Genomic DNA, 22,961 nt, shown 5'->3' with positions numbered 1-22,961 from the left:
ATCTCGTCATGATGCTGCAAGACATTGAAAAGCATGCGGAAAAGCAGCATCTGGCTATCTTCGGCGGCGTCAGCCACGACCTGCCTGACGGTTTCAAGACATTGGTTCTTCTGGGGCCGCTGGAACCGGGGTTCTGGGGGCATTTCACGGGGTCGCCCGAATATGGTGACGGCCGGGCCGATCCGCTGGATCGCTGGTCCGAGCGCATCATCGGGGAACTAGCCAACACATTGAATGCAAAAGCGTTTTTCCCGTTCGGCGGGCCGCCGTTTCAACCGTTTCTGCAATGGGCGCGGGCAAGCGGGCGGGCGCATGTTTCGCCGGTCGGGCCATTGGTGCATGACGTGGCGGGGTTGATGGTGTCCTATCGCGGGGCGCTTGGCTTTGCGGAGGCGATCGAACTGCCGGATCCACCGCCAAACCCTTGTGATACTTGCGAAAATCAACCCTGCCTGAGCGCCTGCCCGGTGGGCGCCCTGGGGCCGGCCCCCTATGATGCGGCCGCATGCCGAGCGCATCTGGAAGACCCAGAAAACATATGTATGTCAAAGGGTTGCCTGGTGCGGCGGGCCTGTCCTGTCAGTCAATCCCACGGTCGGCGGGAGGAGCAGTCGGCATTTCATATGAGGGCGTTCAAATGAGACGAGTTATATTGATGCGGCATGCGAAATCGAGTTGGGGGCAGTCCGGGCTGGACGATCATGCGCGGCCATTGAACGGGCGTGGGCGACGCTCGGCGAAGGCGCTTGGCGCATGGTTGCGGGATCGAAATTTCACGCCAGATCAGATACTTAGCTCGACATCGCAGCGCACGCGGGAGACCTGCGAGCAACTGGGATTCGAGGTGAAAACGCGGTTTCTCGATTCGCTTTATCATGCCGATCCCGACGACCTGCTGGGCGCGCTGCAACAGGGCGAAGGGGCGTGCGTACTGCTGTTGGGCCATAATCCAGGGATCGGCGATTTTGCACAGGATATAGTGGACACCCCACCAGATCACGCAAGATTTGCCGATTATCCGACCGGTGCCACACTGGTCGTGACCTTCGATATCAACGACTGGAGCGCGCTGCACCCCGGCATGAGGGGCCATGTCGAGGGTTTCATCGTGCCGCGCGAACTGGTGGATTGACCGTACAAATCGTCCGTTTTGTACGGCGGTTTTGTACCAAATCCGACGCCTTGCGCGACAGGTTTGTACAAAACCCGAAAACCACCCCGCAAATGACGAAAAACGCGGCCCCCCAAGGGGCCGCGCCAATGCCGGTCAACCTGCCCGATTCAGTGTCCGAGGATCTGGCTGAGGAACAGCTTGGTCCGTTCGGATTGCGGGTTGTTGAAGAACTCCTCGGGCTCGTTCTGTTCGACGATCTGCCCCTGATCCATGAAGATCACCCGGTTCGCCACCTGACGGGCGAAACCCATCTCGTGTGTGACGCAAAGCATGGTCATGCCCTCCTCGGCGAGTTGGATCATGGTGTCGAGCACCTCTTTGATCATCTCGGGGTCAAGCGCGGAGGTGGGTTCGTCGAACAGCATGATCTTCGGCTTCATGCAGAGCGAGCGGGCGATCGCGACGCGCTGCTGCTGACCGCCCGAGAGCTGGCCGGGATACTTGTTCGCCTGCTCGGGGATCTTGACCTTTTCGAGGAAGTGCATCGCGGTCTCGACCGCCTCGCGGCGGGGCACCTTGCGCACCCAGATCGGCGCGAGGGTGCAGTTTTCGAGAATGGTCAGATGCGGGAACAGGTTGAAGTGCTGGAACACCATGCCGACCTCGGAACGGATCCGGTCGATGTTCTTGAGGTCGTTGGACAGCACCGTCCCATCCACCACGATCTTGCCCTTCTGGTGTTCCTCAAGCGCGTTGATACAGCGGATCAGCGTGGACTTGCCCGACCCCGAGGGACCGGCGATGACGATGCGTTCGCCCTCGTAGACGGTCAGGTCGATGTCGCGCAGCACATGGAAGGCGCCGAACCATTTGTTCATGCCGGTGATTTCGACGGCAACCTCGTCCGAGACTTGCATTTTGGAGCGGTCGATATTGAGATCGGTAGCCAGATCAGACATTGACGTGATCCTTTCTTAACGATGTCCGGTCTGAAGCTTGCGCTCCAGCCACATGGAGTAACGGGACATGCCGAAGCAGAAGATGAAGAACAGCACGGCGATGAAGGCGAAAAGCTCCCAGTAGATACCGTTCCATTCCGCATTGGAGCGAATGCCCTGTGACAGGCCGATCGGATCCAGAAGGCCGATGATCGACACCAGCGTCGTGTCCTTGAACACGCCGATGAAGGTCGAGACGATGCCGGGGATCGCGATCTTGAGCGCCTGCGGCATGATGATCAGCCGCTGCGCCTGCCAGTAGTTGAGGCCGAGGCTGTCGGCGCCTTCATACTGGCCCTTGGGCAGGGCGGCGAGACCGCCACGGACCACCTCGGCGTTATAGGCCGAGGCGAAGATCGTGACCATGATCATCACGCGCACGATGATGTCGAAATCCGTGCCCGGCGGCAGGAAGTAGTTGAGCAGCACCGAGGCCACGAACAGCAGCGTGATCAGCGGCACACCGCGGATCGTCTCGATGAAGCCGACGCAGAGGGATTTGACGATCAGCAGGTCGGATTGCCGCCCGAGCGCCAGCACCACCCCGATGGGCAGCGACAGGCCGATCGCCACGACCCCGAGCAGCACCGCCAGCATGAAGCCGCCGAATTGACGGCTTTGCACCTCGGGCAGGCCGATGGGCATGAGATCGGCCAGGACCGGCGTGACATAGCCCGACAGCACCATCCACCACGCGAGCGCCGCCAGCACCGCGACAATGACCGACACGAGCGACCCCATCACCGAAGGCCCGTATTTCAGGATGGCGAACAGGATGACGAAACCGAGGGCGGCACTGACGGGCACCCAGAGAGACCCGCCCCACATCAGCCAGGGCATGAGGAACGGATAGGCCGCCGAGACGATCAGCAGCTTGCGCGACACGTTACTGAACAGCACCGGCGAAAGCGCGACGAACAGCAGCACAAGCGCCAGGTTGGGCCGGAAATATGACGGCAGCCAGGCGTCGGAGGGCGGCAGGCCGACGGTGGCGCCGGGTGCATAGGGATAGGGGGGGTAGAAACCGTAAAGCAGTTGCAGCCAGCGGTCCTTGATCACCGCCCAGCAGGCATGGCCGTGGGTCTCGCCCCAGGTGGCCTTCATGATCTGGCGGCATTCATCAAGCGATCCGGCATTCCAGACGGATTGGAACGTCCAGGGGACGACCCCTGACAGGATGTAATAGATGAACAGCAGCGACAGGATCGTCAGGATAGAGTTGAACCAGCCCGAGAACAGGTTGGCGCGCATCCACCCGATGACGCCCACCTCGGAAACCGGCGGTGTCTGCTCGGGCAGCATTTCGGTACGGACGAATTTATGCTCTGACATCTTACCGCTCCACCAGTTTGACACGGTTGTTGTACCAGTTCATGACCGCCGAAATGATCAGCGAGATGACCAGGTAGACCAGCATGAGAAGCAGCACGCATTCCAGCTCGCGGCCGGTCTGGTTCATGGTGATCCCGCCAAGCGTGCCGGTGATGTCCATGTAACCGACCGCGATCGCGAGCGAGCTGTTCTTTGTCAGGTTCAGGTATTGCGAGATCAGCGGGGGAATGATGACCCGCAGCGCCTGGGGCAGCACCACGAGGCGCATGATCCGCTGCGGGCGAATCCCGAGCGCCGATGCGGCCTCGGTCTGACCGTGGCTGATGGCAAGGATGCCGCCGCGCACGATCTCGGCCACGAAGGCTGCGGTATAAAGTGAAAGCGCCAGCCAGAGCGCGGTCAGCGAATTGCGCAGATGGGTGCCGCCCTGAAAGTTGAACCCCTTGAGCTCGGGATAACCGAGATGGAACCCGAGAGCGATCAGCAGGATCGTCGAAGGGATCACGATCAGGCCCAGATTGATATACCATGTGGTCGGTCGCAGCCCGGTGGCGTTCTGGATCCTCTCGGCCCGCGCCGTGACCTTGCGGGTGGCGAAGATCGACAGGACAAGCACGAGGACAAGCGCCAGGAAATCGAGCGAGACATCCATCCGGAAGCTGGATTGTCCGAGCAGGTGGACATCCCCCAGTGAGCGCGAGAAAAGCGGTTCGGGGATGTAGAGGCCGCGATTGGTGATGGCCACGCTTTCGAAAAGCTTCATCGTGGCGGCGGGATCTTCGCCGCGAAAGGCACTGGGCTGGGGCAGGCTTTCGATCAGGATCGCCATGGCCAGAAGGATCCACAGCAGCAATGGCACGTTGCGGAACATTTCCACGTAGACGGTCATGATCCGCGCGACCAGCCAGTTCTTGGAAAGACGCAGCACACCGATGATGACCCCGACAATCGTGGCCGTGACACAGCCAAGAACAGCGACGATCAGCGTGTTCAGAAGCCCGACGAAGGACGCGCGCAGATGCGTGTCCTGGTTGCCGTATTCGATGATGTGCTGGTTGATGTCATAGCCGGCGGCTTCGGTGAAAAATCCGAATTCGATCGGCTTCCCCAGCGCGGCAAGGTTCTGGATCGTGTTGCTGATCAGCCAGGCCGCCAGCAACATGAAACCCATCAGAGCGACGATCTGGATCGTCATCGAACGATACCGGGTATCATACAAGAGCATAGATAGCCGGAACGACTCCTTGGGGGGGTCGGTATATGTTGTCATCCAGGATCTTCCCCGTCTGTCGGCCCGGGTTTTTTTCTATGGCGGCACGCGTGGGCGCGCCGTGGGCCGATCGTTGGTACGAAAGCGAAAAGGGCGCGGGGTCTGGCCCGCGCCCTTGACGTTATCCCGTTTAGCGGAACGGCGGCGAGTACATCAGACCGCCGTCTTTCCACTGGGCGTTCAGCCCGCGGGCCAGACCCACAGGGGTTTTCTCGCCGATGTGCTTCTCGAACAGCTCGCCGTAGTTGCCACCGGCCGCGATCGCCTTCACGGCCCAGTCGGCCTCGAGGCCCAGCATCTCGCCCAGCGTGCCCTCGACGCCGAGGATACGGTTGACCTCGGGCTTGTCGGTACCGTTGGACGCCATGTCCTCGACATTGGCCGAGGTGATGCCGAATTCTTCGGCGGCGATCAGCGCGTTCAGGGTCCAGCGGACGATATCGCCCCAGGGCTGGTCACCATGGCGCACCAGCGGGCCGAGCGGCTCTTTCGAGATGATCTCGGGGAGGATGACATGGTCGCCCGGATTCTCGAAGGTGGCGCGCGTCGCGGCCAGGCCGGATGCGTCCGTCGTGTAGGTGTCGCAGGCACCGGCCAGATATTGCTGCTGGCCTTCGGCGTTGGTTTCGATCGGAACCGGCTCGTATTCCATGTCATTGGCACGGAAGAAGTCAGCCAGGTTCAGCTCGGTGGTGGTGCCGGTCTGGATGCAGACGGTGGCGCCGCTCAGTTCCTTGGCCGAGCTGACGCCCAGTGCCTTGGGAACCATGAAGCCCTGACCGTCATAGTAGTTGATGCCGACGAACTCGTTCTTGAGGTCGACATCGCGGCTGAGGGTCCAGGTGGTGTTGCGCGCCAGCATGTCGATCTCGCCCGAGGCCAGAGCGGTGAAACGCGTCTTGCCGGTGGTCGGCACGAATTCGACGGCCGAGGGATCGCCCAGAACGGCGGCGGCGACAGCGCGGCAGACGCCGACGTCAAAGCCCTGCCATTCGCCATTGGCGTCGGGGGCGGCGAAACCGACCAGGCCGGTAGTCACACCGCAGTTCAGCTTGCCACGGTCTTTCACGTCGTCAAGGGTAGCGGCCGCGGCAGCCCCGGCCGACAGCCCGGCAACGGTCAGCGCGCCAAGAATTACGGATTTTTTCATGTTTACCTCTTCCTGATTATCCGCCTTTTGAAAAGCGGTTCGTGCGGCCAGCAGGGGCCGCGCCATACTGTAAAAGGGGCGGTTCCCCTTCAGTGGCATCGAGTGTGAGTGGATTCATCATGAAACGTCAAGCCCCGGATCATGAAAAACAATCGTTCACGGGCCGACCTATCCTTACGTAAGCTGTTGCTTTCAGCCCGAATGCCCTGCGCGCGCAAGATCGTGAAAGCGTTTGGCGGCGTGAAAGTCCGATTCTTTCCGTGCGGCATGTTCGCGCGCTTCCTCATCCGGGCCCCACAGCTCTTCCTGCCAGGTCTCATCGAGCCGCGACACCTGCCAGAGCGCCGCGATGTCGCGCGCCTCGCTGAGCGCGGCGAACCCGATCACCAGCGAGCCCGACAGGCTGACCAGGTCGTGAAACGCCGTCAGGGTGAACGCGTCCATCGCGTGAACCTGCCGCGACAGCGTGGCCAGCGCCGCGCCGTCCTGGGGCGCATGCATCACCCCGGTCACCGGGCGCAGCCGCGCGCCCAGCGCATCGGCGGCCCAGTCAAGCAGCGGGTCCCATTCCCGGCGCTGGCGCTCGACCAGTTCCACCGGACTTTCGGCGCGATAGCACAAGAGATCTGAATCGCCGTAATCGGCGAGCATCTGCGCCACTTCCGCGTGCTGGTGGGCAACCTTGTCGATGGCGGCATTGGCTGCGCGGGTGACAGGCATCGCGCCGGGGTCGATCTGTTCGCCCTGCGCATCCCATTCGGCGGCGATGGCCTCGGCCATGGCCTCGCTTGGCACGATCAGCGCCGCCTTGGCCGGGGTCTTGACCGGGCGGCCATCGAGGCGGACGGTGAAACCGCCCGCTTCAGCGACCGGTTCAGCAGCTTTCCAGAAACGGCGGGCCTTCCATTCGCTCATGAGGCTTTCTCCCACAGAAGATCGAGACGGGGGGCGAGCTGCGAAAAATCGTCGATCACGCCAAGCGCGGCGGTACGTGCCAGCGTGGCGGGCGGGTGATACCCCCAGCCAACGCCGATTGCGGCGATCCCCGCGGCCTGCGCCATATCCATGTCATAGCTGGTATCGCCGATCATCACCGCATCGCCCGGCGCGACCCCGGTTTCCGCGAGCGCCGCCGCGATCATAGAGGGATGGGGCTTGGAGGGGTGATGGTCGCTGACCTGCCGGGTCACGAAGTAGCGCCCCAGGTCATGCGCTTCGAACAGCTTGTCGAGCCCGCGGCGCGATTTGCCCGTCGCCACCCCGAGCAGCGTTTCGGGCTGGGCATGGAGCGCCTCGATCGCCGCCAGCGCGCCGGGATAGAGCGGCGAGGAATGCGCCGCGCCCGCCTGCGCGCGCAGGGCGATATAGGCCTCCTTGTACCAATCGACCATGCGGGCGTGAAGAGAGGTGTCGAGCTCTGGCGCGAGACGCGCCACCGCCACATCGAGTGACAGGCCGACGATCGACAGCACCTCGGCGCGCGGCGGCATCGGGTGACCGGCAGAGCCGAAAGCATGGCCCATCGCAGCAAGGATGTCGGCCTGGCTGTCAACCAGTGTGCCATCCACGTCGAAGATCACGAGACGCAGCGAAGACTGGGTCATTCAAGCGCCTCGAACGGGTCTTCGGGGGCCTCGGAGGGGATCCACTGGAACATCTCCCAGGTGCGCAGCATATGTTCGGGCAGCGGTGCCCTCAGGTGCAGCATGGCGCGGGTGACCGGGTGTTCCAGCGTCAGCGAGCGCGCATGAAGATGCAGTTTGCGGCTGACCTCGCCGCCAAGCTGCGCGCCCCAGCCGTCGCCCATGTTCTCCTGGCCGGAGCCGCCGTATTTGCCATCGCCGATGATGGGGTGGCCGATCTCGGCCATATGGGCGCGAAGCTGGTGGGTGCGCCCGGTCACGGGCACCAGCGCGACCCAGGCGCAGCGGGTGCCGGCCGCCTCGATCACGGCGTAATCGCTGGTGGCGTGCTTGGCGCCTTCGGTGCTGTCCACGTCGCGCGGATGCAGGCAGAGCATCTTTTCGCCCTCGCCCGATGCGCCATGCCCCGGCGCCTTGACGAGGCCGAAGCGGATCGTGCCCATGCGCGGCACCGGCGCACCGGCCACGGCAGCCCAGTAGATCTTGCGGGTGTCGCGGTGGCGGAACCCGGCGGTCAGCGCCTTGGCGACACTGCGGCTGCGCGCCAGCACCAGCACGCCCGAGGTATCCTTGTCGAGCCGGTGAACGAGGCGCGGTTTTTCCTCGGCGTCAAAGCGCAGCGCCTCGGCCAGGCCATCGACATGGCGGGTCTGCTTGCTGCCGCCCTGGACCGGCAGGCCGGGGGGTTTGTTGAGCGCGATGATATGGTCGTCGCGGTAGATCACCGCGTTGCGGATCATCCGCGCGTCGGCCTCGCTGATCGCGGATTTCGCCGCGGCGGGGGCGGGTTTGTCCGGGCTGGGCAAGGGGGGCACGCGCACCTGCTGGCCCGCTTCGAGCCGTGTATTGGCCTTGACGCGGCCGCCATCGACACGCAACTCGCCCTTGCGGCACATCTTTTCGATGCGCCCCTGCTGAAGCTGCGGGAACTGGCGGCGCAGCCAGCGGTCGAGCCGCTGGTCGCCGTCATCGGCGCCCACGGTCAGGGTCTGAACGCCGCTCATGCCCAGACCCCGCGCGCCAGCCAGACCCCGAGCACCAGAGCCCCCAGCGAAAGGACCACCGAAAGCACCACGTAAAGCCCCGCCGAGCCGATCTGGCCGCGCTCATAGAGGGTGAACGCCTCGAGCGAAAAGGCCGAGAAAGTGGTGAAGCCACCGAGGATGCCGGTCATCACGAAGGGGTTGAGATGCTGCGCCCCGCGCTGAAAGGCGAAGACGCTGAACAGGCCGATCAGGAAGGAGCCGAGGATATTGACCGAGAGCACCCCAAGCGGAAAGCCCGGACCGGCCAGCCGCAGCATCGCAAGCCCGGTACCAAAGCGCAGCACCGCGCCGATCGCGCCGCCGAGGGCCACCTGAAGGAAGGTCATCATCATGGCCGCGTCTGTCGCGCGCGCGCCGCTGATTGTCAAGCTGCGCGCGCTTTGGCCGGGGGGGGCATGGGGGCGCTGCCCCCGTCGCGCAAGGGCGCGACTCCCCCGAGGTATTTGAGGCCAGATGAAGGGCCGGCCGCAGGGGGCTGTCGGGCGGGCGGGGCGCGCGTTAGGATGGGCGCGAATGTGCATGAGGAGGCAGCGTTGATGCGCGATCCGATCCGGTTCCTGAGGCGGCTTTTCGATCGCGCCGTGGCGGTGGCCGATCCGATGCAGGGCCTGCACCGCGCCCTGCCCGAGCGCCCCGGGGGGCGGCTGTTGGTGGTGGGGGCGGGCAAGGCGAGTGCGCGCATGGCCGAGGCTGTGGAGGCGGTCTATGGCCCCTGCGAGGGCCTGGTCATCACCCGATACGGCTATGGGCGACCCTGCAAGGGCATCGAGATCGTCGAGGCCGCGCATCCGGTGCCGGACCAGGCGGGCATGGAGGCGAGCGCGCGGATGCTGGACATGCTGGGTGATCTGGGCGAGGGCGACATGGTGCTGGCGCTCATCTCGGGCGGTGCCTCGGCGCTGCTGGTGCAGCCGGCGGGCGCGATCACGCTGGAGGAGAAGCAGGCGGTGAATGCCGCGCTGCTGGCCTCGGGGGCGGCGATCGGGCAGATGAACCTCGTGCGCAAGCATCTGAGCCGGGTGAAGGGCGGGCAGCTGGCCGCCGCCGCCTGTCCGGCGCGGATGCTGGCGCTGATGATCTCGGATGTGCCGGGGGACGATCCGGCGATGATCGGCTCGGGGCCGACGGTGGGCGATGAAAGCACGCCGCAAGAGGCCTTGGCGGTGCTGGAGCGGCACGGCATCGACCTGCCCCGCGCGGTGGCGGATGTGCTCAACGGGCCAAGCGGCGTGGTCAGGCCGGACGATCCGCGGCTGGACAGGGTCGGGAACGTGATTTTCGCCGCACCCGCGCAATCGCTGGAGGCGGCGGCTGAGATCGCGCGGCAGGAGGGAATGACGGTGCGCGTGATGGGTGACGCGCTGGAGGGAGAGGCGCGCGAGCTGGGGCGCGATCACGCCGCGCTGGCGCTGGAGATCCGCGACGCGCTGGCGCCGGGCGAGGCGCCGGTGCTCTTGTTGTCGGGGGGCGAGTTGACGGTGACGCGGCGCGGCGAGGGTGTGGGCGGGCCGAATGCCGAATATGCGCTGGCGATGGCGATGGCGCTGGAGGGCGCGGCGGGCATTCATGCGCTCGCCTGCGATACTGACGGGGTCGATGGCGCCGCCGAGGTGGCGGGGGCGCATATCGGGCCGGATACGTTGCAGCGCGCGCGCGCGGTGGGCGTGGACGCGGCGATGGCGCTGGCGCAAAACGACGCGCATTCCTTTTTCGGTGCGATCAACGGCCAGGTGGTGACCGGGCCGACCCTGACAAATGTCAATGATTTCCGCGCGATCCTGATCGCGCCGGGGGCCTAGCCGGTTTCGGCTTCGTCGGCGCCGGCTTCAAGATAGCCCGCACGCCCGATGCTTTCATAGGCAAGGAACCCTGCGCGTTTCGCATCCCGCGCGGTGTAGATGTTGCGCAGGTCGGCCAGCCGCGCCGTGGCCATCTTGCGCGCGATACGCTTGAGATCGAGGGCGCGGAACTCGTTCCATTCGGTCAGGATCACCAGAAGATCCGCCTTGTGGGCGCATTTGTAGGGATCGTCCATCCAGTTCACGCCGGGCAGAAGGTTTTCACCCTCGCGCCGCCCTTGCGGATCGCAGACGCGCACCTTGGCGCCGCCGCCCACCAGCGCGGGCACGATCGAGAGCGAGGGCGCCTCGCGCATGTCGTCGGTATTGGGTTTGAAGGTGACGCCCAGAACCCCCACTGTCTTGCCGTTGAACGAGCCGTCGCAAAGGTCGAGCAGCTTGTCGGTCATGCGCCGCTTGACCTGTTCGTTCACGGCGATCACGGATTCGGTGATATGCAGCGGCACGCCATGTTCCTGCCCGGTGCGCGCCAGGGCGCGGGTATCCTTGGGAAAGCAGCTGCCGCCATAGCCGGGGCCGGCATGCAGGAACTTGTTGCCGATACGCCCGTCAAGCCCCATGCCGCGCGCAACCTGTTTCACATCGGCGCCGGTGCGTTCGCACAGGGCGGCGATTTCGTTGATGAAGGTGATCTTGGTCGCCAGAAAGGCGTTGGCCGCGTATTTGATCATCTCGGCGCTTTCCAGATCGGTGGTCATGATCGGGAATTCGCGCAGGTAGAGCGGGCGGTAGATCTCGGCCATCACCTCGGCGGCGCGGTCGGTCTGCACGCCGACGACCACGCGGTCGGGTTTCATGAAATCCTCGATCGCCGCGCCTTCGCGCAGGAATTCGGGGTTCGAGGCGACATCGAAATCGAGATCGGGATTGGCCTTTTTCACTGCCTGCTTCACTTGCCGGTTGGTGCCGACGGGGACGGTGGATTTGGTCACGATGACCACGTAATCGCTGGCGGCGCGGGCGATCTCCTGAGCGGCGGCCATGACATAGCACAGATCGGCATGGCCATCGCCGCGCCGCGTGGGTGTGCCGACGGCGATGAACACCGCCTCGGCCCCTTCGACCGCCTGCGCCAGATCGCCGGTGAAAGAAAGGCGGCCCGCCTCGACATTCTTCTCAAGAAGCGTCCCGAGGCCGGGTTCGTAGATCGGCACCTCGCCGCGTTCCAGCTTTCCGATCTTGTCGGGGTCCTTGTCGACGCAGACGACGTCATGCCCGAAATCCGAGAAACATACCCCCGAGACAAGCCCGACATAGCCCGTTCCGATCATTGCGATTTTCATGACCGCTTACCTTTCAAGAACCTGCCCAATGCGCGCCCTTTAATGCAGATCGCCCGCACCTGCGTCAATCAGGCATGCGAAAAGGGCGCGAAAGGCGTGATGCGGAAACCCGCTTGCGGCAATGGCGCGTAGCGCTGCGCCCTGCATCCGCCATTGGACAGACCCTCGGCACACGGGTAAGGAGAAGCGGCAACCCATGCCAGAGGCATGACAGGAACGAAGGACCACGGCCATGGCGCAGGAACTCTTTGGCACCGACGGCGTGCGCGGACGCGCCAACAGCTGGCCGATGACGGCCGAGATCGCCCTGAAGCTGGGCGCGGCTGCGGGGCGCTATTTTCGCCGCGACACGCAGGAGCACCGGGTGGTGATCGGCAAGGATACGCGGCTGTCGGGCTACATGATCGAGAACGCGCTGACCGCCGGGTTCACATCGACCGGGATGAACGTGTTCCTGCTGGGGCCGATGCCGACCCCGGCGATCGGTTACCTGACCCACGGGCTACGCGCCGATGTGGGAGTGATGATCTCGGCCAGCCACAACCCGGCCTCGGATAACGGGATCAAGTTCTTCGGACCCGACGGTTTCAAGCTGAGCGACGAGGCCCAGGCCGGGATCGAGGCGCTGATGACGAACGGGATCAAGGCCGCCGCGCCGGAGAACATCGGGCGCGCCAAGCGGTTTGACGACGCGCGCGGGCGCTACGTGGAATATGCCAAGACGACCTTTCCGTCGCGCCGCCGTCTGGACGGGCTGCGCATCGTCGTGGATTGCGCCCATGGCGCGGCCTATCGCACCGCCCCCGCGGTGCTGTGGGAACTGGGTGCCGAGGTGATCGCCATCGGCGTGGAGCCGGACGGAACCAACATCAACAAGAACTGCGGTTCGACCCATCCCGACGCCGCCGCCAGGAAGGTGATCGAGACCCGTGCCGATATCGGCATATGCCTTGATGGCGATGCCGACCGGGTGGTGCTGATCGACGAGAAGGGCCAGATCGCCGATGGCGACCAGATCATGGGCCTGATTGCCACGCGCTGGGCCGAACAGGGGCGTCTGGCGGGCAACACGCTTGTGGCGACGGTGATGTCCAACCTCGGTCTCGAGCGGCATCTGAACGACCGCGGGATCGCCCTCAAGCGCACGGCGGTGGGCGACCGTCATGTCGTCGAGGCGATGCGCCAGGGCGGGCATTCGCTGGGTGGCGAGCAATCGGGCCATATCGTGATGACCGATTACGCCACCACCGGCGACGGGCTGATCGGGGCGCTGCAATTCCTGGCCTGCATGGTCGAGACCGGCCAGAGCGCCAGCCAGCTTGCCCGCGTTTTCGAGCCGGTGCCTCAGAAGCTGATCAATGTGCGCTACCAGCCCGAAAAGGCCCCGCTGGAGGCCGACGCCGTGCAGGAGGCCATCGCCAAGGGCGAAAAGGCGCTGGGGCATGACGGGCGGCTCTTGATCCGCAAATCGGGGACCGAGCCGCTGATCCGGGTGATGGCCGAGGCCGTCGATCCGGCGCTGCTGGATCGGGTTCTGGGCGATGTGGTGGCGGCGGTGGAGCGCGAAAGCTGAGCGCCAAGGTCAACAGAATGCCCGCGGCGCGCCTTTGGCTTGCCCCAAAGGCGCGGCAGGAAGGCGGAAACGTTCAGATGATGCGACGGGATTTTTGACAGATGCAGACGATCACTCCGGTCATTCTTTGCGGCGGTTCGGGCACGAGACTCTGGCCGCTGTCGCGCAAGGGTTATCCCAAGCAGTTCGCCCGCATCCTGGGCGATGAGAGCTTGCTTCAGGGCTGCGCAAAGCGGCTGAGCGGGCAAGGCGCGGGGCTGTCATTCGCCGCGCCGGTGGTGCTGACCAATGCCGATTTCCGCTTCATGGTGACCGAACAGATGCTGGAGGCCGGTGTCGAGCCCGGCGCGGTGCTGATCGAGCCGGAGGCGCGCAATACCGCCCCCGCCGTTCTGGCCGCGGCGCTGCATGTGGCCGCAAGCGACCCCGGCGCGCTGATGCTGGTGGCGCCGTCGGATCACGTCATCCCCGACACCGAAGCCTTTCACGCCGCCATCGCCGCCGGGGCCGAGGCCGCCGCGAGCGGTCAGATGGTGACCTTCGGGATCACGCCGACGCGCCCCGAGACCGGCTATGGCTACCTGGAGCTGGGCGAGGCGCCTGACGGATCGGGCCGTGCCGTGGCGCTGCGCCGTTTCGTGGAAAAGCCCGATGCCGATGTCGCGCGCGACATGCTGGCGGCGGGCAATTTCCTGTGGAACGCGGGGATTTTCCTGTTTGCCGCGCGCGACGTGATCGCCGCCTTCGAGGCCCATGCCCCCGAATTGATGGCCCCGGTGCGCGATGCGCTCGACAAGGCCCGCCCCGATCTCGGCTTTCTGCGGCTCGACCCCGAAGCCTGGGCGAAAGCCGAAAGCATCTCGATCGACTTCGCGGTGATGGAACGCGCCGGGAACCTGTCGGTGGTGCCTTACGCGCATCACTGGTCGGACCTTGGCAGCTGGGCCGCCGTCCGCCAGGAGGCCGGGTCCGACGGCAATGGCGTCTGCCTGTCGGGGCCGGCCACGGCGATAGACTGCGAGAACACGCTGCTGCGCTCGGAAAGCGAAGGGCTCGAGGTGGTCGGGCTGGGGCTGAGCAACACGATGGTCGTGGCCACGCCCGACGCGGTGCTGGTGGCCGACATGTCGCGCACCCAGGACGTGGGGCAGGTCGTCAAGACGCTGCGCGCCAAGGGCGTGAGCCAGGCCGACAGTTTTGCCCGCGATCACCGGCCCTGGGGCTATTTCGAGACGCTGGCCCTGTCGGAGCGGTTCCAGGTCAAGCGCATCGTGGTCAAGCCGGGCGCGGCGCTGAGCCTGCAAAGCCATGTTCACCGAGCCGAACACTGGATCGTCGTGTCGGGCACCGCGCGGGTGACGATCGGCGACGAGGTGAAGCTGGTCAGCGAGAACGAGTCGGTCTATGTGCCGCTGGGCGCGGTGCACCGGATGGAGAACCCCGGCAAGGTGCCGATGGCGCTGATTGAGGTGCAGACCGGCAGTTATCTGGGCGAGGACGACATCATCCGCTACGAGGATGTCTATGCCCGCGAGAACGACGGCTGAGCAGGCCCGCGGGTTTAATCCCCCTGACCGGTTCCGGCGGCGACGCCGCCGATCCGCGTGCGGATGCGATAGCCCGGCGCATAGGCCAGCCGGACGGTGGTGATCGCGCGGTCATGATCCCAGGTGGTGCGCCAGATCACGAAAAGCGGCGCGCCGGTGCCGGTGTCCAGCAATGCGGCGTCGCGCGCCGACGCGGCCTCGGCGGAAAAGGCGATATCGCCATGCGTATAGGGCGCGCGCGCCAGCAGCCATTCATTGGCACTGAGCGACGTAAAGCATTCCGACGCCGCGCCGGGCACGGTATCAAGGCTGATCCAGCGATCCTCGAACACATAGGGCGCGCCATCGGCGCTGTGCAGCGCGGTGACATGCAGCGCCTCGCCCGCGCCCAGCGTCGCGCGGATCGCCGCCGGGGGCTGCGCGGTGCCGCGGTCAAGCAGGCGGTAATCGTAACGCTGGCCGCGCTCCTGGATCTCGCGCCGGATCACCGGCACATCGACGGTGGCGCGGCTGACCGGGTGCAAGGCGACGCGGGTGCCCGCCTTGCGGCGGCGTTCAAGGATGCCTTCCCCGGCCAAGGCGCGCAGCGCGCGGTTGACCGTGGCGCGCGCACAGCCGAATTCGCGCGCAAGATCCACCTCGTTGGGGATGACATGGCCGGGCGGCCAGTCGCGCGCATGGATGCGGCGCAGCACCTCGTCATGGATGGCCTGCCAGCCCTTGGGCGGCGGCGCGCCGGTGGCCATCAGAGCGCCCCCCGCAGCGGCTCCATCGCGCGCGCATAGGCGGCGGTGATCTGGTCGCGCGCATGGTGGCGCCCAGCCTGCACCAGGTGACGCCCCGCCGACCAGACATCGCGCACCATCGCGTCATTGCCCGCGAATATCCAGCAATCGAGCAGGATGTCGCCGCTTTGGCCGGTAAGGTCCACATGACCCGCATCGAGCGCCACCAGATCGCCCAGGGCACCGGGCGCGATCCGCCCGCTGTCGCGCCCCGAAGCGCGCGCGCCGCCCGCGCAGACCGCATCAAAGAGACGCCGCCCGGTGCTGGCCTGCGCATGGGCGAGCGCCGCGCGCGAGCGGTCGCGCAGGCGCTGGGAATATTCCAGCGTGCGCAGTTCTTCCGAAAGGGCGATGCGGATGTTCGAATCCGAGCCCACCGCGATGCGCCCGCCCGCATTCATCCAGCGCACGCCGTCGAAAATGCCGTCGCCAAGGCTGGATTCAGTGATCGGGCACAGCCCCGCCACCGCGCCCGAGGCGGCCAGCGCCTCGGTTTCATGCGGCTGCATCTGGGTGCAGTGAATGAGGCACCATTGCCCATCCACCTGCGCATTATCGAGCAGCCATTCCACCGGGCGCGCGCCCAGCGCGGCCTGCACCTCTTCGACTTCGGCCACCTGTTCGGCAAGATGCATGTGCAGCGGCCCGCCCTGCGCCAGATCAGGCGCGCGGGCGATATCCCCGGGCGTGACGGCCCGCAGGCTGTGAGGGGCAACGCCAAGGCGCGCGTCATCCGGCAGCGCGCCAAGCGCCGCGCGGGAGTCTTCGACCAGCCGCGCGAACCGGTCGGGATCGTTGCCGAAACGGATCTGCCCTGCGGTCAGGTCGCGCCGGTCGCAGCCGCCAAAGCGGTAATGCACCGGCAGGAGCGTCAGGCCGATGCCGGTCTGCTGTGCGGCCCCAACGATGCGCTGCGCCATTTCCGAAAGGGTGTCATAGGGCACGCCGCCGGGGGCATGGTGAAGGTAGTGAAATTCGACATTGGTGGCATAGCCCGCCTCGAGCATCTCCATCTGCACAAGGGCGGCGATGGCCTGCACCTGATCGGGATCGAGCCGGTCAAGGAAGCGATACATCAGCTTGCGCCAGGTCCAGAAACTGTCGCGCGGATCGGGGCCGCGCGATTCCGTCAGACCGGCCATGGCGCGTTGAAAGGCGTGGGAATGGGCATTGGCGGGCGCGGGCAGAAGGATGCCGCTGCGCTGATCGCCCGCGCCCGGCGCTTGACCTTCGGCAACCGAGGCGATGCGCCCCGCCGCGTCAAGTTCCACCGCCACATCGCGCGCCCATCCCGAGGGCAAAAGCGCCTGTTCAGCCCAGATCCGTGTCATCGCCATTTTCCCGTCTTGACCGTTGGAATATGTATAGACATAATCACATGAAACGACTCGCAGATCAACAAGGTTGTGCAATGCTCCTGCAAAACGCGACAGTGGCGACGATGGTTGGCGACAGGCCCTATGGCCTGATCGAAAACGCGGCGATCGCAATCGGGAACGGGCTGGTGCGCTGGATCGGCCCCGCCGCCGACCTGCCTGCCGAACATAGCACGGAACCGGCCGAGGATCTGGGCGGGCGGCTGGTGACCCCGGCGCTGATCGACTGCCACACCCATATCGTGCATGGCGGCGACCGCGCGGGCGAATTCGAGATGCGCCTGGGCGGTGCCAGCTACGAAGAGGTCGCGCGCGCCGGTGGCGGGATCGTGTCGACCGTGCGCGCCACGCGCGATGCCGACGAGGCCACGCTGCTTGCGGGTGCGCTGCGCTTTGCCGATGCGCTGATCGCCGAGGGCGCCAGCGTGATCGAGGTGAAATCGGGCTATGGTCTGGATATCGAGACCGAGTTGAGGATGCTGCGGGTCGCGCGCCGAATCGCGACGCTGCGCCCGGTCAGGATCGTGACCACGTTCCTTGGTGCCCATGCGCTGCCCCCCGAGATGAAGGGCCGCCCCGACGCCTATATCGACGACATCTGCCTGCCCGCCCTTGAGGCCGCCGCCGCCGAGGGGCTGGTCGATGCGGTGGACGGGTTCTGCGAGGGAATCGCCTTTGACACGGCGCAGATCGGACGGGTGTTCGACACCGCGAAACGGCTGGGCCTTCCCGTCAAGCTTCATGCCGAGCAACTGAGCCATATCGGCGGCACGCGACTGGCGGCGCGCTACGGCGCCTTGTCGGCTGATCATGTGGAATACGCCAATGATGAGGACGCCGCCGCGATGGCCGCCGCGGGCAGCGTCGCGGTGCTGTTGCCCGGCGCGTTCTATACGCTGCATGAGACGCAAAAACCCCCGGTTGCGGCCTTTCGCGCGCATGGCGTGCCGATGGCGCTGGCGACCGATTGCAACCCCGGCTCGTCGCCGATGTCGTCGCTTCTGCTGAGCATGAACATGGGCTGCACACTGTTTGGCATGACCCCGCAGGAAGCGCTGGCCGGTGTCACCTGCCATGCGGCCAAGGCGCTGGGGCTGGCGGATTGCGGCACCATTGCGCCGGGCCAGCGCGCGGATCTCGCGATCTGGGACGCGGCGCAGCCAGCCGAGCTGGCGTATCGCATCGGGTTCAACCCGCTTTACCGGCGGATTTTCGGAGGTGAGGCATGACCGAGACGCTGGTTCCCGGCGAGGTGACCCTGGCCCGGATGGAAGCGATCTGGCGCGGCAAACTGAGCGCGGCCCTGGATCGCGCCTGCCGCCCCGCCGTCGAGGCCGCCGCCGCGTTGGTGCAAAAGGCCGCCGAGGGCGATGAGGCGGTTTACGGGGTCAATACCGGGTTCGGCAAGCTGGCCAGCGTCAAGATCCCCGCCGATCAGACCGAAGCGCTGCAACGCAACCTGATCCTGTCGCATTGCTGCGGCGTGGGCGAGGCGCTGGACACCGCCACCACGAGGCTGATAATGGTGCTCAAGCTCATGTCGCTGGGGCGCGGGGCCTCGGGCGTGGCATGGCGCACGATCACCCTGATCGAGGATATGCTGGCGCGTGGCGTGACGCCGGTGGTGCCCGATCAGGGCTCGGTCGGGGCGTCGGGGGATCTGGCGCCGCTGGCGCATCTGGCGGCGGTGATGATCGGCGAAGGCGAGGCGCGGGTGGCGGATGGCGCGCGCATGCCGGGCGGCGAGGCACTGGCGCAGGCGGGGCTTGCCCCCATCGTGCTTGGCCCCAAGGAGGGGCTGGCGCTGATCAACGGGACGCAGTTTTCGACCGCCTGCGCGCTGGCGGGGCTATGGAATGCCTGGCGCAATGCGCAGGGCTGCATCGTGACCTCGGGGCTGTCGACCGATGCGATCATGGGATCGACCGCGCCGCTGATCGATTCGATTCACACGCTGCGCGGCCATCCCGGCCAGATCGCCGCGGCCCGCGCCCAGCGGGCGCTGATGGATGGCAGCGAGATCCGCGAGAGCCACCGCGAAGGGGATGCGCGCGTGCAGGATCCCTATTGCATCCGCTGTCAGGCACAGGTGAGCGGCGCCGCGATCGACCTCTTGCGCCGCGCCGGTGAGGTGCTGGAGATCGAGGCCAACGCGGTCACGGATAATCCGCTGGTATTGGTCGATGAGGGGCGCATCGTATCGGGCGGGAATTTCCACGCCGAGCCGGTGGGTTTCGCCGCCGACCAGATCGCCATGGCCATCGCCGAGATCGGCGCCATCGCGCAGCGCCGCGTGGCGCTGATGGTGGACCCGAACCTGAGCTTCGACCTGCCGCCCTTCCTGACGCCTGCGCCGGGGCTCAATTCGGGGCTGATGATCGCCGAAGTCACAACCGCCGCGCTGATGAGCGAGAACAAGCACCTGGCCAATCCCTGCACCACCGACAGCACCCCCACAAGCGCCAACCAGGAGGACCATGTGAGCATGGCCGCCCATGCCGCGCGGCGGCTGGCGCGGATGAATGCGAACCTCAACACGATCCTTGGCGTCGAGGCGATCTGCGGCGCGCAGGGCATCGGTTTTCGCGCGCCGCTGACCACCAGCGCGCCGTTGCAGAAAGTGATCGCGCGGCTGCGCGAGGCGATCCCGGCGCTGGAGGCCGACCGATATCTTGCGCCCGACCTTCAGGAGGCGGCGGCGCTGATCCGCGAGGGCGATCTTGTGGTGGCCGCCGGGCTGGAGATGACGCTTTGAGCGGCTGGTGGCGGCGCATCGGGGCAAGGAAGGGAGGGGCGCTGCCCCTCTTGGCCTGCGGCCAATTCACCCCGGGATATTTCGCAACAGAAGAAGGAATGGCGTGATGGATCCGGTCGAGGTGACACGCGGCGAAAGCCCGGTGGTTCTGGGCCTGCCCCATACCGGAACGCATGTGCCCCAGGACATCCGCGCAAGGCTCAATGCGCGCGGCAAGGGGCTGAGCGACACCGACTGGAATATTCACAAGCTTTACGCCGGGCTTCTGGAGGGCGCGACACTGGTGCGCGCGACTTTCCATCGCTATGTCATCGACGCCAATCGCGACCCGTCGGGCGAAAGCCTTTATCCCGGCCAGAACACCACCGGGCTCGTGCCGCTGACCGATTTCGACGGCGCGCCGATCTGGGATGAGCCGCCATCGGGGGGTGAGGTGGAATACCGGCGCGAAACCTGGCATGCCTCCTACCATGCTGCGCTGGCTGCGGAACTGCAGCGCGTGAAGGCGATCCACGGGGTGGCGATCCTCTATGATTGCCATTCGATCCGCTCGCATATCCCCTTTCTGTTCGAGGGCACCCTGCCCGATTTCAATATCGGCACCAATGAGGGCAAGACCTGCGCGCCCGCCGTGGCCGAGGCGGTGGAGGACGTCTGCCGCGCCGCCGAAGGCTATGGCTGCGTCGTGAACGGGCGCTTCAAGGGTGGCTGGACCACGCGCCATTACGGGCGCCCCGCCGAGGGGCTGCACGCGATCCAGATGGAGCTGGCGCAATCGATCTACATGGAGGAATCCCCGCCCTGGCCCTACCTGCACGAACGCGCCGGGGCGCTGCGCCCGCATCTGGCGGACATCCTGAAGCGGCTGGACGATCTGGGCCGCGGCGGGGCGCTGTCATGAAGCCGCTTCAAGGTATCCGCGTGCTGGACCTGACCCGCGTGCTGGCAGGCCCCTATTGCACCGCGCTGCTGGCCGACCTGGGCGCCGAGATCATCAAGCTGGAGCCGCCGCGCGGCGATGATTACCGCCATATCGGCCCCTTCGCCGAGGGCGAAAGCGCGCTGTTCACTCTCAACAATCGCGGCAAGAAGAGCATCGCACTGAACCTCAGGGACCCCGAGGGGTTGCGGCTGGCGCGCGCCATCGCGGCGGGCTGCGATGTGGTGGTCGAGAATTTCCGCCCCGGCGTGGCGGAAAAGATCGGGCTTGGGCCTGAAAGGCTGCGCGGTGACGATCCGGGGCTGGTCTATTGCTCGATCTCGGGATTCGGGCAGACCGGACCGTTTCGCGACCTGCCCGCCTATGACCTTGTGGTGCAGGCGATGTCGGGGCTGATGGCCGCCACCGGCGAAGAGGGCGGCGCGCCGCTGAAGACCGGGGAATCGATCGCCGACCTGATGGGCGGCTTGTTCGGGTCCTGGGCGATCATGGCGGCGCTGGTGCAAAAGGCGCGCAGCGGACAGGGCGCGACGCTGGATGTGGCGATGTATGACGCGCTGTTCTCGCTGCTGACTACCAGCCACGCGCAGTATCTTTACGCTGGCGAAACGCCCGGACGCGTGGGCAACCGGCATCCGCTCTCGACCCCGTTCGGCTGTTTTGCGACGCAGGACGGGCAGGTGGTGATCGCCGTGCTGACGCCCGCCCAATTCGCGCGCCTTGCCGAGCTGATCGGCCAGCCGGAGCTGGCGCAGGATGCGCGCTTTGCCACGGACGAGGCGCGCACACGACATGAACCCGCTTTGAAAGCCATGATCGAGGACTGGAGCCGCGCAAGGACGACCGAAGCGGCGATGACCGCCCTGGCCGAGGCGCAACTGCCGAGCGCGCCGATCTGGGATATCGCGCAGGCCAGCGCCAGCGAACACGCGAAGAGCCGCAACTTGATCGCCTATCTGCCCCATGACGTGCTGGGGCAAGCGGCGGTGGTGGCGCAGCCGGTGCGTTTTGACGATGAAAAACCCGCCGCGCGCGCATCGGCCCCCGGTTTGGGCGCGGATGGCGAAAGCATCCTGCACGATCTTTGCGGCGTCGAGGCCGCGCAACTGGATAACCTGAGAAAAGCGGGGGTGCTGACATGAGCGGGCTGTTTCACATGCTCAGCGAGGAAGAACGGCTGTTTTGCGACATGCTGGAGCGGATCGTGGCCGAGCGGATCGCCCCGAAAGCGGCCGAGACCGACGAAACCGCCGCTTTCGTGCATGAGCAGATCAAGCTGCTGGCCGAGGCCGGTTTGCTGGGCGCGAATCTGCCCGAGGCGCATGGCGGCGCCGGCATTTCGGCGCAGGCGCTGCTGCGCGCGGTCGAGATCGTGGCGGGGGGCTGTGGCTCGACGGTGTCGGCGCTGACGGCGCATTACCTGGCGACGGATTCGATCCTGATCGGGGGCAGCGATGCGCAGCGCGCCGCGATCCTGCCAAAGGCCGCCACGGGCGAGATGCTGGGCGCATTCGCGCTGACCGAGCCGACCGCCGGGAGCGACCCCGCCGACATGAAGACCCGCGCGCGGCGCACGCAAGACGGATGGCACCTGCAGGGCACGAAATGCTTCATCTCGAATGGCGGGATCGCGGATTTCGTGGTGGTCTACGCGGTCAGTGACCCCGAGGCCGGGCATCGTGGCATTTCCGCCTTTGTGGTGCAAAAGGGCACGCCGGGGTTCGAGCCGGGCGCGCCGGAGCGGACCATGGGCCTCAAGGGCGGGCATGTGTTCACGCTCAATATCGATTGCGAACTGCCCGAGGATGCGCTTCTGGGCGCGGCGGGGCAGGGTTTCAAGACGGCGATGAAGGTGCTGGACAATGGCCGCGTCGAGGTGGCCGCGCAATGTATCGGCATGGCGCAGGCAGCGCTGGACGGCGCCCGGGATTATGCGAAGGGCCGGGTGATCGGCGGCGAGGCGCTGAGCGACAAGCAGGGCATCCGCTGGATGCTGGCCGACATGGCGCTGGAGCTGCAATCGGCGCGGCTGATGGCGCTGGAGGCGGCAAGGCGGCGCGAGCTGGGCGAGCGGTTTTCGGATGCGGCGGTGATGGCCAAGCTGAAGGCATCCGAGGCCGCCGACATGGTGGCCGATACCGCGCTGCAAATTCACGGCGGCTATGGCTATACCCGCGATTTCCCCATCGAACCGCTGACGCGCGATCTGCGGATCATGCGCATCTACGAAGGCTCGTCCGAAATTCAACGCAACATCATTGCCGGCCATCTGCTGGCCCATTGAGGGAGG

Annotated in this window: 21 protein-coding genes; 10 read left to right on the top strand and 11 right to left on the bottom strand. The window is 66.0% G+C overall.

Features of this window, described 5'->3' with window-relative positions; translation table 11 throughout:
• Window positions 1-11 precede the first annotated feature (11 nt).
• Window positions 12-641, top strand: coding sequence for a ferredoxin (locus N5A93_RS04475; RefSeq protein WP_268953970.1), 630 nt, complete (start codon window positions 12-14; stop codon window positions 639-641).
• A 14-nt stretch (window positions 642-655) separates the two neighbouring features.
• Window positions 656-1,132, top strand: coding sequence for a SixA phosphatase family protein (locus N5A93_RS04470; RefSeq protein WP_268953857.1), 477 nt, complete (start codon window positions 656-658; stop codon window positions 1,130-1,132).
• Window positions 1,133-1,281: 149 nt separating this feature from the next.
• Here the strand turns inward: N5A93_RS04470 and N5A93_RS04465 are convergent, their stop codons facing one another.
• The 8 genes from N5A93_RS04465 to crcB form a co-directional block, all read right to left on the bottom strand.
• Entirely contained in the window at window positions 1,282-2,073 is a 792-nt protein-coding gene (locus tag N5A93_RS04465; protein WP_328405003.1) for an amino acid ABC transporter ATP-binding protein, read from the bottom strand.
• A gap of 15 nt (window positions 2,074-2,088) precedes the next feature.
• Window positions 2,089-3,444 (bottom strand): amino acid ABC transporter permease, encoded by a 1,356-nt coding sequence (locus tag N5A93_RS04460; protein WP_268953856.1) that lies wholly within the window; start codon window positions 3,442-3,444, stop codon window positions 2,089-2,091.
• Window position 3,445: 1 nt separating this feature from the next.
• Entirely contained in the window at window positions 3,446-4,714 is a 1,269-nt protein-coding gene (locus N5A93_RS04455) for an amino acid ABC transporter permease (RefSeq protein WP_268953855.1), read from the bottom strand.
• A 130-nt stretch (window positions 4,715-4,844) separates the two neighbouring features.
• The gene (locus N5A93_RS04450) at window positions 4,845-5,864 is read right to left on the bottom strand and encodes an amino acid ABC transporter substrate-binding protein (protein ID WP_268953854.1); all 1,020 of its coding nucleotides are present in this window, start codon (window positions 5,862-5,864) and stop codon (window positions 4,845-4,847) included.
• Window positions 5,865-6,056: 192 nt separating this feature from the next.
• Window positions 6,057-6,779 carry an ATP12 family chaperone protein gene (locus N5A93_RS04445; RefSeq protein WP_268953853.1) on the bottom strand — a complete coding sequence of 241 codons (723 nt, stop codon included), beginning with the start codon at window positions 6,777-6,779 and terminating at the stop codon, window positions 6,057-6,059.
• Window positions 6,776-7,468, bottom strand: coding sequence for an HAD-IA family hydrolase (locus tag N5A93_RS04440; protein ID WP_268953852.1), 693 nt, complete (start codon window positions 7,466-7,468; stop codon window positions 6,776-6,778). Before N5A93_RS04440 ends, N5A93_RS04445 begins: the two co-directional genes overlap by 4 nt.
• Window positions 7,465-8,511: an RluA family pseudouridine synthase gene (locus tag N5A93_RS04435; protein WP_268953851.1), complete on the bottom strand. Its 1,047-nt coding sequence runs from the start codon at window positions 8,509-8,511 to the stop codon at window positions 7,465-7,467. The genes N5A93_RS04440 and N5A93_RS04435 overlap by 4 nt, the downstream gene beginning before the upstream one ends.
• On the bottom strand, window positions 8,508-8,885 hold the full coding sequence (gene crcB / locus N5A93_RS04430; RefSeq protein ID WP_268953850.1) for a fluoride efflux transporter CrcB: 378 nt from the start codon (window positions 8,883-8,885) through the stop codon (window positions 8,508-8,510). The genes N5A93_RS04435 and crcB overlap by 4 nt, the downstream gene beginning before the upstream one ends.
• A 204-nt stretch (window positions 8,886-9,089) precedes the next feature.
• Between crcB and N5A93_RS04425 the strand changes: the two genes are divergently transcribed.
• Window positions 9,090-10,352: a glycerate kinase type-2 family protein gene (locus N5A93_RS04425; protein WP_268953849.1), complete on the top strand. Its 1,263-nt coding sequence runs from the start codon at window positions 9,090-9,092 to the stop codon at window positions 10,350-10,352.
• Here N5A93_RS04425 and N5A93_RS04420 read toward each other — a convergent pair.
• Window positions 10,349-11,695, bottom strand: a complete 1,347-nt coding sequence (locus N5A93_RS04420) for a UDP-glucose dehydrogenase family protein (protein ID WP_268953848.1) — start codon at window positions 11,693-11,695, stop codon at window positions 10,349-10,351. The genes N5A93_RS04425 and N5A93_RS04420 overlap by 4 nt on opposite strands.
• 232 nt (window positions 11,696-11,927) lie before the next feature.
• Here N5A93_RS04420 and glmM point away from each other — a divergent pair, with 232 nt between their 5' ends.
• Both glmM and N5A93_RS04410 read left to right on the top strand, forming a co-directional pair.
• Window positions 11,928-13,268 (top strand): phosphoglucosamine mutase, encoded by a 1,341-nt coding sequence (gene glmM / locus N5A93_RS04415; protein ID WP_268953847.1) that lies wholly within the window; start codon window positions 11,928-11,930, stop codon window positions 13,266-13,268.
• 101 nt (window positions 13,269-13,369) lie between these two features.
• The gene (locus tag N5A93_RS04410) at window positions 13,370-14,815 is read left to right on the top strand and encodes a mannose-1-phosphate guanylyltransferase/mannose-6-phosphate isomerase (RefSeq protein ID WP_268953846.1); all 1,446 of its coding nucleotides are present in this window, start codon (window positions 13,370-13,372) and stop codon (window positions 14,813-14,815) included.
• A gap of 14 nt (window positions 14,816-14,829) precedes the next feature.
• On the opposite strand, the gene hutC is transcribed toward N5A93_RS04410, so the two are convergent.
• Both hutC and N5A93_RS04400 read right to left on the bottom strand, forming a co-directional pair.
• Window positions 14,830-15,561 (bottom strand): histidine utilization transcriptional repressor HutC, encoded by a 732-nt coding sequence (hutC, locus tag N5A93_RS04405; RefSeq protein WP_268953845.1) that lies wholly within the window; start codon window positions 15,559-15,561, stop codon window positions 14,830-14,832.
• Window positions 15,561-16,931 carry a formimidoylglutamate deiminase gene (locus N5A93_RS04400; RefSeq protein ID WP_268953844.1) on the bottom strand — a complete coding sequence of 457 codons (1,371 nt, stop codon included), beginning with the start codon at window positions 16,929-16,931 and terminating at the stop codon, window positions 15,561-15,563. The genes hutC and N5A93_RS04400 overlap by 1 nt, the downstream gene beginning before the upstream one ends.
• An 80-nt stretch (window positions 16,932-17,011) precedes the next feature.
• Here N5A93_RS04400 and hutI point away from each other — a divergent pair, with 80 nt between their 5' ends.
• The 5 genes from hutI (at window position 17,012) to N5A93_RS04375 (ending at window position 22,955) form a co-directional block, all read left to right on the top strand.
• Window positions 17,012-18,205, top strand: coding sequence for an imidazolonepropionase (hutI, locus tag N5A93_RS04395; protein ID WP_268953843.1), 1,194 nt, complete (start codon window positions 17,012-17,014; stop codon window positions 18,203-18,205).
• The gene (gene hutH / locus N5A93_RS04390; protein WP_268953842.1) at window positions 18,202-19,731 is read left to right on the top strand and encodes a histidine ammonia-lyase; all 1,530 of its coding nucleotides are present in this window, start codon (window positions 18,202-18,204) and stop codon (window positions 19,729-19,731) included. Before hutI ends, hutH begins: the two co-directional genes overlap by 4 nt.
• Before the next feature lie 106 nt (window positions 19,732-19,837).
• Window positions 19,838-20,632 carry an N-formylglutamate deformylase gene (gene hutG, locus N5A93_RS04385; protein WP_268953841.1) on the top strand — a complete coding sequence of 265 codons (795 nt, stop codon included), beginning with the start codon at window positions 19,838-19,840 and terminating at the stop codon, window positions 20,630-20,632.
• A complete protein-coding gene (locus N5A93_RS04380) occupies window positions 20,629-21,813 on the top strand; it encodes a CaiB/BaiF CoA transferase family protein (protein WP_268953840.1) in 1,185 nt (394 codons plus the stop codon). The genes hutG and N5A93_RS04380 overlap by 4 nt, the downstream gene beginning before the upstream one ends.
• On the top strand, window positions 21,810-22,955 hold the full coding sequence (locus N5A93_RS04375) for an acyl-CoA dehydrogenase family protein (RefSeq protein WP_268953839.1): 1,146 nt from the start codon (window positions 21,810-21,812) through the stop codon (window positions 22,953-22,955). Before N5A93_RS04380 ends, N5A93_RS04375 begins: the two co-directional genes overlap by 4 nt.
• Window positions 22,956-22,961: the final 6 nt, after the last annotated feature.

The organism is Roseovarius salincola (assembly GCF_026891095.1).
Lineage (GTDB): Bacteria > Pseudomonadota > Alphaproteobacteria > Rhodobacterales > Rhodobacteraceae > Roseovarius > Roseovarius salincola.
The sequence above is the reverse complement of the archived record's forward strand: the minus strand, read 5'-3'. Positions and strand labels throughout refer to the sequence as shown.